We start from the raw sequence: 14,290 nt of genomic DNA, 5'->3' as shown, positions 1-14,290 counted from the left end.
CAGGCTTCACAGCTCGGGCCCCATGGAAAAGTGCAATCGGATGCCGCCATCGTCATCCAGCGCATGGGCCAGGTCGAGGCGGATCGGCCCTACCGGCGAGACCCAGCGCACGCCCATGCCGACCCCGGTCTTGAGGTTCGGCAGTTCCAGGGTATTGAAGGAGTTGCCCTGATCGACGAAGGTCGCGATCCGCCATTTATCGGCAATGGAGTATTGGTACTCGACGCTGCCGGCGACCATGTAGCGGCCACCGATGCGGTCGCCCTGGTTGTTTTCCGGGGACAGGCTTTGATAGTCGTACCCGCGCACGCTCTGGTCGCCGCCGGCGAAAAAGCGCAGTGACGGTGGCACCGAGCTGAAGCCGTTGGTGGCGCTGCCACCGACCTGCACCCGCCCGAGAAAGCGGTGCTTGTCGAAGACCGTGGTCAGACCTTTGACCAGTGCCGTGCCGTAGAACAGGTTGTTGTCCGAGCCCAAGCCTTCCTTGGCCACTTTGCTTTCGAAGGCCAGGCGGTAACCGTTGTGCGGATCGATGCGGTTGTCGCTCTTGAGGTAGGTGTAGCTCACGCCCGGCATCAGCAAGGTACTGAGCCCGGAGTCGTCGCCGAGCCGATACTCCTCGCGTTGCCACTTGAGCGAGACCACCCGCTGCCAGCCGCTGGGCAGCTTGCTGTGCCATTCCGGGCCCAGGGTCAGCAGCTTGCTGAGGCTGTCCTTGTCGGCGATTTCTTCGTTTTGGTAACCACCGGCAAAGCGCAGTTTGTCGGTCAGCGGCGGGTCCAGCGGAATGTCGTAGAACAGCCCGACGTTTTGCCGTGGCGCCGAGACTTCGGTCTCCCAGCCATAGCTGTGGCCCTGCGGGTTGACCCAGTGCCGGGTCCAGTTGGCCTTGATCCGTGGGCCGACGTCGGTGGAGTAGCCAAGGCCCAGGCCCATGGTCCGTGGCTTGCGGGTATCGAGTTTGACGTCCACCGAAATGACGTCGTTTTGGGAGGCCGTGGGTGCCGCATCGACCCGCACACCTTCGAAATAACCGCTCGATTGCAGGGCCTGGTTGAGTTCGGCGATCAGTTCGGAATCATAGGGCGTGCCGGGTTTGAACGGCACCATGCGTTGCAGCAGGTCTTCGTCGAACGGCGTGTCGCCTTCGAAGCTGACTTTGCCCAGGGAGTAACGCGGACCACTGTCGTAGATCAGTTCGATATCGGCCACGCCGGCCCGCGGGTCGACCGACAGTTTCGAACGGGTGAAATGGCCGTTGAAAAAGCCGTAGCGCGAGGCCTGGTTCTGGATCAGGCGCTTGGCGTCGTCGTACTGGCCGTGGTTGAGCACCGCGCCGGTTTGCAGGGCATGGCCCTTGGGCACGCGAAACCCTTTGAGGGACGCCGCCGGGCCGTCGATGCGGATCGTGACATTGCGCAAATGCACCGGCTCGCCAGGTTCGATATTGAGGATCAGGCGCGGCGTCTTGCCGCCCTTAACGTCGCTGTCGATCTGCGGCTGGTAATAACCCAGGGCCTGGGCGGCCTTGCGCGCCTGTTCCTCGGCGCCACGACTGAAGCGCAGCAAGGCTTCTTCGTCACGATCGCCGAGGCTGCCGATATAGCCCTCTATATTGGCTTTCAGTGCATCGTTGGACGGTTTGATCCGCACATCCAATTCACTTTGGGCCAGTGCCGCACAGCTGCTGATCAGCAGGAGCACACCACTGGTCATTCTTCCTGGAAACTTCATAGGCGCGGATGCTATCACGAGCTAAGGGCTGTGATAGAGACAGACCAGTCTGAAAAGTTCGCCGTCTAGGCCGATGCTGTTTGTAATACTTGGGGATTGGGATGAAAAAATACGTGCTCACGGATGGGTCCTATTGCCACCTCGCCGATTTCCTCATAGCCCTGACGCTTGTAGAACTCCAAATAACGCGGATCCCCGGTGTCGAGTATCACCCCTTGCGAGCTTTCATCCACCGCACACCAGTTGTGCACCGCTTGCAGCAACTGCTCGCCGAAGTGTTTACCCTGAAATTGCGGATGAATCCCCAGTAGCGGCAAGACGTGTACCGAATCGGACGGTGCACAGGCGGCGACCGCTTCGTGATACTCAAGGTAGCGGCGAGTGCAGCGGAAACCGGTGCTGAGCACCATGCGCAAACGCCACACCCAGCTTTCGGTAATCCCCAGCCGGCGTTGTGGCGGCGCGATCAGGGCGATGCCGATCAAACGGTCATTGACCAGCAGGCCGATAGCCGGCAAATCCTGCAAAAAGTGTTGCAAGACCAACTCCCGCACCGTCGCACGTACCCGCTGCTCATAGCCGGGGCGTTCCGATTCAAATAGATAGCTGAACGTCGGCTCGTGTCGGTAAGCCTGGTACAACAACGAACGCGCTTCGCGGGAATAACCGCTGTCGAGCATATGAATATCGGCAATGGCGTTAGACGTTTCGGGCATGACGGTTGATCTCCCCGGCGCAGCGCGAGTGGCGGCGCTCTTGTAGGTAGGAGGCAATGGGTGACGACACAGTTCCCCCCACAGGTATAGACCAGACTCATTCAGTATGGGAACGAAGGTGGCACGAGGCGTTGATCAGTCAGTCAATTATGAGGTTGGTTGTACCGGCCTCTTCGCGGGCAAGCCCGCTCCCACAGATTACGAGTGAATGAAAATTTTGTGTACGGCCCCGTTCACTATGGGAGCGGGCTTGCCCGCGATGAGGCCGGCACTACTAATAGATTTCTGACAGGCCACCGTAAATCCCCTCACCCCACACTGGCCCCATTCCTACATGTCAGCTAGCATCGCCCTTTTGCCAGGACTGCCGACCATGAAGATTGTCTCCTTCAACATCAACGGGCTGCGTGCCCGTCCCCATCAGCTGGCGGCGCTGATCGAAAAGCATCAGCCCGATGTCATCGGGTTGCAAGAAACCAAGGTCCACGACGACCAGTTCCCCCTCGAAGAAATCAAGGCCCTGGGCTACCACGTGTATTTCCACGGCCAAAAGGGCCACTACGGCGTCGCCCTGCTCTCGCGCCAGGAACCGATTGCCCTGCACAAAGGTTTTGCCACCGATGAAGAAGACGCGCAGCGGCGCTTCATCTGGGGCACCTTCGCCGATGCCAATGGCGTACCGGTGACCATCATGAACGGCTATTTCCCACAAGGTGAAAGCCGCGACCACCCGACCAAATTCCCGGCCAAGGAACGCTTCTACAGCGACTTGCAGCAACTGCTGGAAACCCAGTTCAAGAACGACCAGCCGCTGGTGGTCATGGGTGATGTGAACATCTCCCCGGAAGACTGCGACATCGGCATCGGCCCGGACAACATGAAGCGCTGGCTGAAAACCGGCAAATGCAGCTTCCTGCCGGAAGAACGCGAATGGATGGCCCGCTTGAAAAACTGGGGCCTGGTGGACAGTTTCCGCCACCTCAACCCGGACGTGGCCGACCGCTTCAGCTGGTTCGACTACCGCAGCCGCGGCTTCGAAGACGAGCCCAAGCGCGGACTGCGCATCGACCTGATCCTGGCCTCCCATGGCTTGCTGCCACGGGTCAAGGACGCGGGCGTGGACTACGAACTGCGCGGCATGGAAAAACCTTCGGATCATGCGCCAATCTGGCTTGAGTTGAGCTGATTTCAAGCTTAAATCGGCCCTGTGGGAGCGAGCTTGCTCGCGATGGCGGTGTGTCAGGCACCTTTTTCGTTGACTGGACTGACGCCATCGCGAGCAAGCTCGCTCCTACAGAGAATTGATTAGTCAGCCCTGCGGATCGAGATTATCCAGCGCCCGATTCACCGCCAGATCCGCCAGCATGATCACCTGCTGAATCCCCAGCAACGTACAGCGCTGCGGCCTGTCCAGAAACGTCGCGAAATCGCTGGCCATGACACTGGCAGACGCCAGGGATTCGCAGGCGTGGGCCAGCAAGTCTTCGGTCCTGATGTCCGGGGCGATGAGGAACATGGTGCTGGGGTTGTGTGCGGTGGTGGGTTTGAGGGGGCGTTCGCGGGCGGGGGGATCGGCTTTAGATTCGGGTGAATTGGGGGACGGTTTGACCATGGTGATGCTCCTTGATTGATGGAGCTACCACTGTTCGCTGCGAAACGAAGAAGGTGGCAGCTGTACGCAGGTTCGCAGACCGGGAATCAAGGAACCCGGCAGACTCGAAAGTCTCCCGCGCACAACCGCCATAACGTCATTCAGAAGACCAAAAAAACGCCAACTGAAAGGACATGGGGCACTGAGCGCCTTGATTGACCCGGGCTGCGAAACCCGATCGCTGAATTGGCAGCGACCCGGCAAAGATAGGGTCGGGTTCCAAGGCGCACAAACCGGCGGATTCTGGCGTAGTTGTAGGCCGCGACGCAAGGCGATGTAGCCCCGGCTCCGGGTCCTAAGATATTTCCTTCAACCACAACCCCTGTGGCGAGCGAGCTTGCTCGCGTTGGGGCGCGAAGCGACCCCGAAAGCAGCCGATACCGTTTAGACAGACACACCGCAGTGAATGGATATACGGCTGCTGCGCAGCCGAGCGAGAGCAAGCTCCCTCGCCACAAATGCCGACTCAGCCCCTAAGATTTTCGTCGGAAGTCAGGCCGCCATCGCAGGCAAGCCTTGCTCCTACAAAAAAACACAAAGCACAAAGCACAAAGCACGCAAGGCGATGTAGCCGCGCTCCGGGTCCTAAGATATTTCCTTCAGCCACAACCCCTGTAGCGAGCGAGCTTGCTCGCGTTGGGGCGCGAAGCGGCGCCGAAAGCAGCCGATACCGTTTAGACAGACACACCGCAGTGAATGGATATACGGCTGCTGCGCAGCCGAGCGAGAGCAAGCTCCCTCGCCACAAATGCCGACTCAGCTCCTAAGATTTTTGTCGCAAGTCAGACCGCCTTCGCGGGCAAGCCTTGCTCCTACAAAGGCACAAAGCAAAAGCACATGGGTGAACATCCGCCCCACCGCCGCCTCGATCGCCAGTTGTAGCCACGCTCCGGGCCCCACAGACACCTGCTGTTTTGTAGGAGCTGCCGAAGGCTGCGATCTTTTGATGTTGATTTTTACAAGCAAGATCAAAAGATCGCAGCCTTCGGCAGCTCCTACGTTGGATTGGGTACATCCGTGAGTAACAGGTCGGCTACTAGGCCGCCATCGCTGGCAAGCCAGCTCCCACAGTTGATCAGGGGTACATCCGCAAGAACCAGGTCGGCCCGAAGGCCGCCTCGGTCACTCTTGCTCCTCAGGCACCACCTTGTTCTGCGTCAGGTACCGATCCAGCGTCGCATTGGCCTCGGGCGTCGAAGGATCCCCCGCCACCTGCCACAGATGCCGCTCGATCCCCTGCGCCAGCATATGCCCCACCGCCGCCTCGATCGCCGACAGCACACACAACTGCGCCGGCTCGTTGGTGGTGTAGCCAGCCTCGGCCTCCAGCAACTTCTTGAACTCGATGAACTTGAACACACCGGCGCTGCGGGCCACGGAGTAAATGGTCTTGCTGGTCATCACGTTGGCCAGCACCTGGCCGCTGCGCACGTCCACGGCCCGCAGGTTGACCGTGACCTGGTCCACGCGATACTCCCGAGAGATGTCGATGCCCAGGTAACGCGCCCCTTCTCCCCCGCTTTTCACGTTGGTGTCATAGGCGATGATCCCGCCTTCTAGCATCATGTTCGCCGCTTGCAGCGGTGGCAGTTCAGCCTGGATGTTCACCGGGGTGTTCGGTTTCTTTTGCGAGGCGCGGATGATTTTGCGTTCGGTCAACAGGTTCTGCAGCCCTTCACGCTCCAGCACCACGAACCAGCCGCTGGCCTGCAAGGCGTCCATCAGCATGCTTGCCGCGCCCTGGGTGACGCTGGTGGAAAACGAACTGGCCGGAGTCGGTTTGTACTGCCCGGTCTGGTCACGGAAGCCGTACACCACCGCCATCAAGCGACCCTTGGGCCGTGGCATGTTGATCAGGTCGTAGTAGGTCGAGGCCCTGGGGGTCAGGGTCGGGATTTTTTCGTCCTGCTCGGCCGGTAAAGGCTCGCGCAGTGCACAACCTTGTAATGCCGCCAATATCAGCCCTAGCGCTATTATTTTTTTCATGTCCTTAACTCCCCATCGACCCGATTCCTTTCAGTTCAGGCCGTTCACCTTGATTTCCGACAGCTCGCCAGTGGCTCGATCGGTCACTTCAATCGTCAATTGCCCGGAGTCGTCGACGACGTTGACGATAAACGCGTCAGTGGACAGGCTTCCGGTGTTGCCGTTGGAGATGTTGTCCATCAATTGCCCCAGCAACCGCGATTGCAGCTGTGCGGTAAAGCGGTCCAGCGCCGAGGTTCCGGTGGCACTGGAGCGGTTTTTCAGATCCGGGTCGTCGAAGTCGTTTTGCGCCTGGGCGTTGTTCAGTAGCCAGGTGCCGTTCAACGGGTTGCCGCCGAACGCCGGATTGACAGGCGTGTAGACCAGTTCCGTGGCCTGGGCCAGCGCACAGGCGCCAAGGCCGAGCAGGCAAAAACCGGCGTGCTGCAAAAACATTTTTGTTTTCATAGTTCGTCCCTCTCAAGGTCCGTGGTGTCCTGCAACAAGGCTTCCAGCTTGCGCTGAGTAATCTGCCCGCGTACCCAGTCGGCGGCGGCATAGGCCTCGTCCTTAAGCTCCACGGTGTTGGGCGGCAGGAAGCGCCGATAAACCAAACGTTGTTGAAATTCCACGGTCACCAGGCTGCCCCAGCGCGCCGAAGGTCGTTCGCGAACCACCAGGTTGAAATCCATCGGGCTGGTGGCGCGCAGGCGTTCACTGAACGAGTAGTAAAAATCGTGGCCGATGTGCGAAATCGTGTCGTCGATGATGAAGCCGAGCATTTCGTCCTCCTCGGCGGCCGAGGCCAGGCCGCTGCTCAACACCAGGATCAACGCCAGGCAGAAGCGTTTCATGGCTGCAACGCCTGTGGCGCGGTGGACTGGCCTTTGGCAGGGCCCGAGGCGCCGTCGGTAAAGGCCTTCTCGGCCACGAACTGCCAGTCCTTGTAGCTTTCCATGCCGTTGAAATCCGACCACTGTGCAGGAAAGTCAGTCTGCTTCAGGGGTTTGTCCGTCGACGGGCTGCTGATGCCGGTGATGCGTCCGTCGAAGCCGCGCATCAGGAACCATTCGCCACCGCCGATCGGGTCCGGATAGAGCTGGCGCAGATGGTGCTTGGCGCTGGGAAAACGCTCGTCCTGCAACAGATCGGCCAATTCCTTGGGGTACTGGGCCAGGCCAGGCGAGCTGCGGTAATAGCTGCGCAGGGCCTGGGCATATTGGGTGCCGACCCACAGCAACTGGCGTTCGCGGTCGCGCCTGGCGGCGGTGGCCCACAATTCGCCGGCACTGGCCAGGCCCATGCCCATCACCATGATCAGCAACAGCACACCCAGGTAGGTGAAGCCGTCCTCTGTTCCCGGCTTACCACTCGGAATACAGGCTGCCATCACGCGCCCTCCCTGTGGCACCGCTCTTGATATCGGCCACCCCGCCGGCCACGCCTTCAGGCGGTGCCACCAGGACCCAGGTGTCCTTGCGTTCGGCGATCGGGTCCATGGGCTGGTTGCGCAGGTAGCGCAATTCCACCAGCTGTTCGAGAGAATCGGGGTAGTGCCCGGTGTCACCGTAATAGTGATCCAGTGCTTCGCGCATCGCCGACAGGCTCTGGCGCAGGGTGGTCTCCTTCGAGGCCTCCAGGCTGTTGAAGTAGCGTGGCAAGGCGATGGTCATCAGGGTTGCGATGATTGCCATCACCACCATCAGTTCCAGTAGGGTGAAACCCTTTTCCCGACGCATATGCTCACCACTCCCGGTAGGCGATGCCGTTGAGGCCTTTGCCACGGGCCTTGGAATAGACGTCGAAGACGTCCTGGCCATCCCGTGGGTTTTCAGCCGAACTGTCATAGGCGCGCAGGCCCCAGCCACCGTCATCGTCACGCTTGACCGTCGCCAGCGGATCGTGGGGAATGCGCCGCAGGAAGTAGAACTTCGCCCCCTTGACGCTGCGCACATCACGCACGCCTTCGACCAGCACTTTCAGGTTGGGCGGGTAGCCATTGCTGTCGAGCGTCTTCTCGATGTAGCCCGCATCGAAGGCCCGTTTGTAGGCGTCGATGGCATCGCGGATCTGGTACAACGCGGTGCGCAGATCCTGCTCTTTGCCCCGGCGCACCACGGTCTCGGTCAGCGGTGCGGCCATGCCGGCCAGCAGGCCGATCAGGGCCAGCGTCACCACGACTTCGATCAGGGTAAAACCGCGTTGCGAGGCGTTCATGATCAAGGCTTCCCGACGCTGATTTCGACGTTGGTGGCGACTGGCTGACCGATGGACTTGGCTTGAACCGTAGGCTTTGTTTGCACCGCAGGCTTTGTTTGCACCGTAGGCTCAGGTTCTACCGAAGTGTCCATCCGGCGATCCGGCGCCTGGATGTGCATGCTGGTTTCCGTGCCGGTCGTGAATTCCATGTCTGACGGGCTCTGGTACGGCAGGTTGCGCACCACGCGAGGAGTGATCGACAACACCAGCTCCGATTTGCCGACAGTGTCCTTGTTGCTGCCGAACAGGCGGCCCAGTCCCGGAATGTCGCCAAGGCCCGGGATCTTGTTGCCGGTGGCGCCATGGTCGTTGCGCATCAGGCCGGCAAGGATCTGGGTTTCGCCATCGTGCAGACGCAGGGTGGTCTGGGCGTTGCGGGTATCGACCTGTACCGGAATGGTGCCCTGGCGGGTCGGTTCCAGCGGCGTGGCGTTACTGACCTCCAGCGCCACCTTGATCGCCACTTCGTTGTTCAGGTGCACAGTCGGCTGCACTTCCAGTTTCAGACCGACATCGAGGTAAGTCACGCTTTCGGTGATCACCGGTCCTTGAGTCGACGGTACCGAGGTGGCGCTGATGATCGGCACGCGCTGACCGATGTGGATCCGTGCCTGTTCGCGGTTGCTCACCCGAATCACAGGGCTGGCCAAGGTGTTGATGTCGTTGTCCTGGGCGTTGATCTTGGCTTGTGGCGATGGCGAGATGGTGATCCGGCTGGAGTCGATGCCCTTGAGCTGATCCAGAATGGTCACCGCCGAACCGTCGCTGTTGACCACACCGAAGGTGTTCGGCCATTGCAGGCCAAGGTCGAGAATGCGCTGGGTGGCGACTTCCATCACTTCCACTTCCAGCACCACTTCGGGGTTGGACTGGTCTTGCGATTGCAGGAGTTTTTCTGCCATGCGAACCGCGTCGCCGGTATCGCGCATGGTCAGGGTATTGAGGCGTTCATCGACGAACACGTCGCGGGTCTTGAGCATGGTCTTGACCATGTTCAGCGCAGTGTTGGCATCAATGCTGGTCAGGTAGAAGGTGCGCATTACCAGCTCTTGGTAATCCTTGAGCTTTTGCGGCGAATCCGGGTAGATCAGCAAGGTATTTTCATTCACCACTTTCTGGTGCAGCTGGTTCTGTTGCAGCAGCAGTTCCACGGCGTCTTCGATGCGCACATCACGCACGAAGATCGTGGCTTTCATGTCCGGACGCAGGTCCTTGTCGAAGATAAAGTTCAGGCCGGCGACCTGGGACAGTACTTCAAAGATGGTCTTGAGATTGGCGTCGCGAAACTCCAGGGTGACCGGCTTGTCCAGGCGAGTGCGCAATTGTGGGTACTGAACCACGTTGCGGCTCTGCACCAGGCGGATATTGCTTTGCAGCTCCAGGGCGCCTTCGTTGTTGGGGTCCAGCTCCAGGATCTGTTTGACCTGGCGATCGGCACCGTAGATGTCGCCGCGACGCAGGTCGCCACGGGCCAATTCGAGTTTTTCATCGAGACTGCGCATGTGATCAAGTTGCTGGATGGCGTCCTGGGCCCGACGGTTGTGCGGTTCGATGGTCAGTACCCGACCGTAAGTCAGGCGTGCCGAGGCGAAGTCACGCTGGGCACGCTCCATGTCCCCTTGAGTCATCAACGCCGTCACCGCCCGGGCACGGCCGCTGGTCAACGCCAGGTGCAGCTCGGTATCACGCGGGTTTTCCCGTATCCCTGCCTCGATCCGGGCCAGGCCGGCTTCGTACTGACCCGACTCCATCAGGGTGGTGCCTTCATCCTTGGCCACCTGCGCCGAACTGCAAGCGGCCAGCCCGGCACAGAAACCAATGCTCATCAGCAAGCGGGATTTGTTCATTGCGCGCTCCCTACAGACAGAGTCTGGGACAAATGCAGAGGCAGATAGACCAGGCTCAATTCCATGTCGGAAATCCGCTCGATCTTCCATGTTGCGTCGATCACATCCCCTTTGCGCACGACGTAGATTTTCTCGCCGTTCTGCAGGAAAACCTGCAGGTCGGTACGGTCGTCCATCCGGCCGATGAACTGGAAGGGCATGGGCGGTGCAGCGGGGGCCTGCACCACCGGGGTGACGTTGACGGGTTGTTCGGTGACGCTGGCCAGGGTCGGCGCCGCTTTCCAGCTGCGGGCGGAGAACAAGTCACCGGCCGGGCTCAGGTCCTTGATCGCTGCCGCCGCACCGGCCACTTTGGCCGCTGGCAGCGCACCTCCGGTCTTGGCCTTGTCGGGAGTGGCCACGGCGGCCACGTCGACCTCGGCGTCATCGGCCGGCTTGAAGTATTCGGGCAACCAGGTCAGCGCCGCGGCCACGCCGAGGAACGCTACCCAACCCACTGCGCGTTTGTTGTTCATCATGACCTCGACAGGTAAAGGGTCATGCGGATCCGGCCGGTCAGGTCGGTATCGGCGATTTTTTTGCGCTGCAACTCCAGGTCTTCCACCACCACCGCAGGCAACTGGCCCAGCAAGGCGTGCATGAAGCGCCGCAGTTGTGGGTAGCTGCCCCGTACCGGCAGTAAGATCTGATACCGGGCCAGGTGAGTCTTGGGATCGACGCCCAGCGAGTACTCGCCGCGCGACAGCGTGATGCGCTCCTGAGCGGCCAGGGCGTAGATCTTGTCGATGGCCACGGTGGCCTGAGGCTGCGAGGGCAATTTGCTGCGGAAATCATCGAGCTGGCGCTGCGGCACCACCGGCGCGGCCACCGTGCCGTCTTCAACCTTGGCCAGGTACTCGCGGGCTTCGCGGGTCTGCTGGCTGAGGCTTTGCAGCGATTGCCAGTCCGGCAACAGCCCGGCCAGGCCCCAGGTCAATGCCAGCACCACCAGAGCCAAACCTGCCAGACCCGGCACGCCCAGGCTTTGCAGGTATTCACGGACGATCAATTTAGGGATTTGCATCGCCAATCTCCCAGGTAGCCGACAGATTGAAACGCACCGGTTGCTCCGGCACGTTGGTCACGATCTCGTGGCTCAGCAGCGACACGTCGGACAGCTCGTCAGTCGCTTCCAGGCGTTGGTGGAAATCGAGCATGGCTTCCAGGTCCCGCGCCTCGGCACTGATCCGCACCTGGCCCTTGCGGGCATCTGGCGTGATGCTCAGCAACGCGACATTTTCCCGAGGCATGGCTTCAAGGGTGGAGAACAGACGTTCCCAAGGGCGGCGTAATTGCTGCGAGACCTTGCGCATTTCCGCCAGGTTCTGTGCCTGCTCGCGGGTTTCCGCCGGGGTCAGGCTGACCTTGGTGCCAGTGCTGGCACCCGTGCCGGTATCGCCACTGAGCACCCGTTGAGTGGTTTGCAGGTGACCTTGCTGTTCTTCGGCCTGCGCGCCTATGTGTTGCTGAATCGCGATGCAGGTCAGCGCCAACACCACGCCACCGGCCAGCAGGCTCCAGCCCAGGGGCGTCGAACGGCGGCGCGGTTGAAAGTCGAGCATCAGGGCGCGCATGTCAGGCCACCGCCCGAGACATGACGTACAGGCAATCGTGTACGGCTGTCCGGTCCTCTTCCAGGGTCCGCAGGTGCACACCGGGTACTTCCGGGTGCGAGTCGATGCGCGCCGGGGCGTGCAGGTAAACGTTCAGTGGCCGTTCGCTGGTGGAGGCCTGCAAGTGGCTTTCGCGGCCGATCAGCGCGGTCAGCGCGGCATCACTGTCGTTGCTGCCCACCGAACGCACCGAGGTCCAGCGTCCTTCGCGGGCCACCAGCATCACGCTGCGCACAGGTTCGGCGACCACGAACAGGAAGTCCCCGGCGTCGAAGCTTTTATCGAAATGGTTGAAGGCGGCCATCAGGTACGGCTGTACGGAGCGCAGCTTCATGCCACGGTTACTGACCAAGCTGCGCAGGCGATCCAGCAGGTCTTGGGGCAGCGCGGTGGCGATGCGGTCGTAGCCGGCGGGCTCGGCCGAAATCATCAGGCTCCAGGGTTGATTCGGCGCCCCGTAAAGGTCTTCGAAGCACAGTTGGGCGAAGCCCTGCAGTTCGTCCGGGCTGCTGATCTGCTCACTCCAGGGCACCAGGCAGAAGCGGCTGAAGTGGCCGGAGATCACCACCGTCAGTTCGGCCCCTGCGTGGGCATGTTCGCCCAGTAGGCGGTCGAGGGTTTCCAGGGCCACGTGCCAGGCCTGGAAGCCTTCATCGATGTAGCCGACGCTGCCCAGCCACAGGGTTTGACTGCCCTGGCGCTGACCGAGGCCGACACCATTGGCGCCGAGGACGGCGACATAACGCTCACGAGATAAAAGTGACACGATTGATCTCCTCGAGAGTGGTCCGGCCCTGTTGCACCAGTTCCAGCGCGGATTCGCGCAGCAGGCGCAAGCCACGCTTGCAGGCGTGAGCCTTGATTTTCGAAATGGGTTGGCGTTCGACGATCATCTGCCGCAGTTCATCGTCCAGGTGCAGCAACTCGGCAATCGCACTGCGCCCGCGGTAACCGGTGCCGCGGCAATGACCGCAGCCCTTGCCATGGACGAAGTGGTAGTGGGCAACCTGTTGCGGATCGAGCCCCGAGGCTTGCAGCTCTTCTTCGTTCGGGGTGTAGGGCGCGCTGCAGGTGGCGCACACCAGGCGAATCAGGCGCTGGGCCAGCACGGCATTGAGTGCGGACACCAGGCTGTAAGGGTCGATTTCCATCTGGGTGAAACGGCCGATCACGTCGAACACGTTGTTGGCGTGGATCGTGGTGAACACCAGGTGCCCGGTGAGGGCCGATTGCACGGCGATCTGTGCGGTATCGGGGTCGCGGATTTCACCGACCATGATTTTGTCCGGGTCATGGCGCAGGATCGAGCGCAGGCCGCGGGCGAAGGTCAGGCCTTTCTTTTCGTTGACCGGGATTTGCAGCACGCCCGGCAGTTGATATTCCACCGGGTCTTCAATGGTGATGATCTTGTCCACGCCGTGGTTGATCTCGGTGATCATCGCGTACAGCGTGGTGGTCTTGCCGCTACCGGTCGGACCGGTCACCAGCACCATGCCGTAGGGCTCGGCGGCCAGACGGCGCAGTTGGCGCAGGGTTTCTTCTTCAAAGCCCAGGGCCTGCAATTGCACGCCGCAGACTTTGTCGGCCAGGTCCTGTTTGTCGAGCACCCGCAGTACCGCGTCCTCGCCGAAAATGCTCGGCATGATCGACACCCGGAAGTCGATCTGCCGGCCATTGATGCCGATCTTGAAGCGACCATCCTGGGGCACACGTTTTTCGCCGATGTCCAGTTCGGCCATGACCTTGACCCGGGAAATCACCTGTTCGGCGAACTCGCTGCCCTGGATCTTGCTGATGTTGTTGAGCACGCCATCGATGCGGTATTTGATCACCAGGCCACTGCCGGTGGTGCCCAAATGAATGTCGCTGGCGTGCATTTTCAGCGCGTCGTACAGGGTCGAGTTGACCAGCTTGACCACCACGCTCGAGTCTTCGCTGATGCTGGTCAGGGACAGGGTTTGCAGGTTATCGATTTCGATATTGGCGTCCGATTGCGCATTGAGCGACTCCACCGCGTGGAAGCTCTCTTCGTGGCGCGCCAGGTAGGCTTTCAGGTCGTCGGCGTGCACCAGGTACAGAGGCGCGCCGTGCAGGCAATCGTCGATCCAGGCTAGGCGGGCCGTGTCGAAGGGGTCGGCAAACACACCGATGACGGCGTCGTCGTGACGCAGCAGGATGAATTCACGCTTGAGGCATTGGGCCAGGGTGACCCGATCGAATACGGGTGTGGATTGAAACAGGCTGTCGGTGTCGAGCACCGGATAATGCAGGGTGGCGCCCAGGCATTGAATGAAGGGCATGGGGTCCAGTTCGCACAGTTCCCCGAGGGCATCGAGGACTCGCTCGCCGGAAGCGGCGGCCAGGGTCCGTGCCTGGGCCAATTGCTCACTGGTAAAGCGGGTCGGTACACACTCCAATGGCACAGCATCGACGACAAGGGATAGACGGTCCATGGTTTGCTCTCCA

The 14,290-nt window shown here is 60.9% G+C and carries 16 protein-coding genes; 1 reads left to right on the top strand and 15 read right to left on the bottom strand.

Annotated features, from left to right (window positions below; all coding sequences use genetic code 11):
• Positions 1-6: 6 nt before the first annotated feature.
• The gene (locus ABTV22_RS10725) at positions 7-1,734 is read right to left on the bottom strand and encodes an autotransporter assembly complex protein TamA (RefSeq protein WP_433740022.1); all 1,728 of its coding nucleotides are present in this window, start codon (positions 1,732-1,734) and stop codon (positions 7-9) included.
• 65 nt (positions 1,735-1,799) lie between these two features.
• Positions 1,800-2,450, bottom strand: a complete 651-nt coding sequence (locus ABTV22_RS10720; RefSeq protein ID WP_433740020.1) for a GNAT family N-acetyltransferase — start codon at positions 2,448-2,450, stop codon at positions 1,800-1,802.
• Between the two features lie 373 nt (positions 2,451-2,823).
• On the opposite strand from ABTV22_RS10720, the gene xthA reads away from it, so the two are divergent.
• Complete coding sequence (gene xthA / locus ABTV22_RS10715) at positions 2,824-3,636, top strand: exodeoxyribonuclease III (RefSeq protein ID WP_433740018.1); 813 nt, start codon at positions 2,824-2,826, stop codon at positions 3,634-3,636.
• A gap of 123 nt (positions 3,637-3,759) precedes the next feature.
• Here the strand turns inward: xthA and ABTV22_RS10710 are convergent, their stop codons facing one another.
• From ABTV22_RS10710 to ABTV22_RS10650, 13 genes are all read right to left on the bottom strand, one after another.
• A complete protein-coding gene (locus tag ABTV22_RS10710; RefSeq protein WP_433740016.1) occupies positions 3,760-4,062 on the bottom strand; it encodes a DUF6124 family protein in 303 nt (100 codons plus the stop codon).
• A gap of 1,161 nt (positions 4,063-5,223) precedes the next feature.
• Positions 5,224-6,087 (bottom strand): CsgG/HfaB family protein, encoded by an 864-nt coding sequence (locus tag ABTV22_RS10705; RefSeq protein ID WP_433740015.1) that lies wholly within the window; start codon positions 6,085-6,087, stop codon positions 5,224-5,226.
• Positions 6,088-6,117: 30 nt separating this feature from the next.
• Positions 6,118-6,534, bottom strand: coding sequence for a curli assembly protein CsgF (locus ABTV22_RS10700; RefSeq protein ID WP_433740013.1), 417 nt, complete (start codon positions 6,532-6,534; stop codon positions 6,118-6,120).
• Positions 6,531-6,920, bottom strand: coding sequence for a curli production assembly/transport protein CsgE (gene csgE / locus ABTV22_RS10695; protein ID WP_433740011.1), 390 nt, complete (start codon positions 6,918-6,920; stop codon positions 6,531-6,533). Before csgE ends, ABTV22_RS10700 begins: the two co-directional genes overlap by 4 nt.
• Positions 6,917-7,456, bottom strand: coding sequence for a type II secretion system protein (locus ABTV22_RS10690; RefSeq protein WP_433740009.1), 540 nt, complete (start codon positions 7,454-7,456; stop codon positions 6,917-6,919). Before ABTV22_RS10690 ends, csgE begins: the two co-directional genes overlap by 4 nt.
• A complete protein-coding gene (locus ABTV22_RS10685; RefSeq protein ID WP_433740007.1) occupies positions 7,431-7,805 on the bottom strand; it encodes a type II secretion system protein in 375 nt (124 codons plus the stop codon). Before ABTV22_RS10685 ends, ABTV22_RS10690 begins: the two co-directional genes overlap by 26 nt.
• Before the next feature lie 4 nt (positions 7,806-7,809).
• Positions 7,810-8,283 carry a type II secretion system protein gene (locus ABTV22_RS10680; RefSeq protein WP_433740005.1) on the bottom strand — a complete coding sequence of 158 codons (474 nt, stop codon included), beginning with the start codon at positions 8,281-8,283 and terminating at the stop codon, positions 7,810-7,812.
• A gap of 2 nt (positions 8,284-8,285) precedes the next feature.
• Positions 8,286-10,172: a secretin N-terminal domain-containing protein gene (locus tag ABTV22_RS10675; protein ID WP_433740003.1), complete on the bottom strand. Its 1,887-nt coding sequence runs from the start codon at positions 10,170-10,172 to the stop codon at positions 8,286-8,288.
• The gene (locus ABTV22_RS10670; RefSeq protein WP_433740002.1) at positions 10,169-10,687 is read right to left on the bottom strand and encodes a hypothetical protein; all 519 of its coding nucleotides are present in this window, start codon (positions 10,685-10,687) and stop codon (positions 10,169-10,171) included. The genes ABTV22_RS10675 and ABTV22_RS10670 overlap by 4 nt, the downstream gene beginning before the upstream one ends.
• Positions 10,687-11,235, bottom strand: a complete 549-nt coding sequence (locus ABTV22_RS10665; protein WP_433740000.1) for a GspMb/PilO family protein — start codon at positions 11,233-11,235, stop codon at positions 10,687-10,689. The genes ABTV22_RS10670 and ABTV22_RS10665 overlap by 1 nt, the downstream gene beginning before the upstream one ends.
• Positions 11,222-11,785: a PilN domain-containing protein gene (locus ABTV22_RS10660; RefSeq protein WP_433739998.1), complete on the bottom strand. Its 564-nt coding sequence runs from the start codon at positions 11,783-11,785 to the stop codon at positions 11,222-11,224. The genes ABTV22_RS10665 and ABTV22_RS10660 overlap by 14 nt, the downstream gene beginning before the upstream one ends.
• 1 nt (position 11,786) lies before the next feature.
• Positions 11,787-12,590, bottom strand: coding sequence for a hypothetical protein (locus ABTV22_RS10655; protein WP_433739996.1), 804 nt, complete (start codon positions 12,588-12,590; stop codon positions 11,787-11,789).
• Positions 12,571-14,277: a GspE/PulE family protein gene (locus ABTV22_RS10650; protein ID WP_433739994.1), complete on the bottom strand. Its 1,707-nt coding sequence runs from the start codon at positions 14,275-14,277 to the stop codon at positions 12,571-12,573. The genes ABTV22_RS10655 and ABTV22_RS10650 overlap by 20 nt, the downstream gene beginning before the upstream one ends.
• Positions 14,278-14,290: the final 13 nt, after the last annotated feature.

This window comes from Pseudomonas putida (genome assembly GCF_050990305.1).
GTDB classification, from domain to species: domain Bacteria; phylum Pseudomonadota; class Gammaproteobacteria; order Pseudomonadales; family Pseudomonadaceae; genus Aquipseudomonas; species Aquipseudomonas putida_AH.
This window is presented reverse-complemented; position numbering and strand designations above follow the sequence as displayed.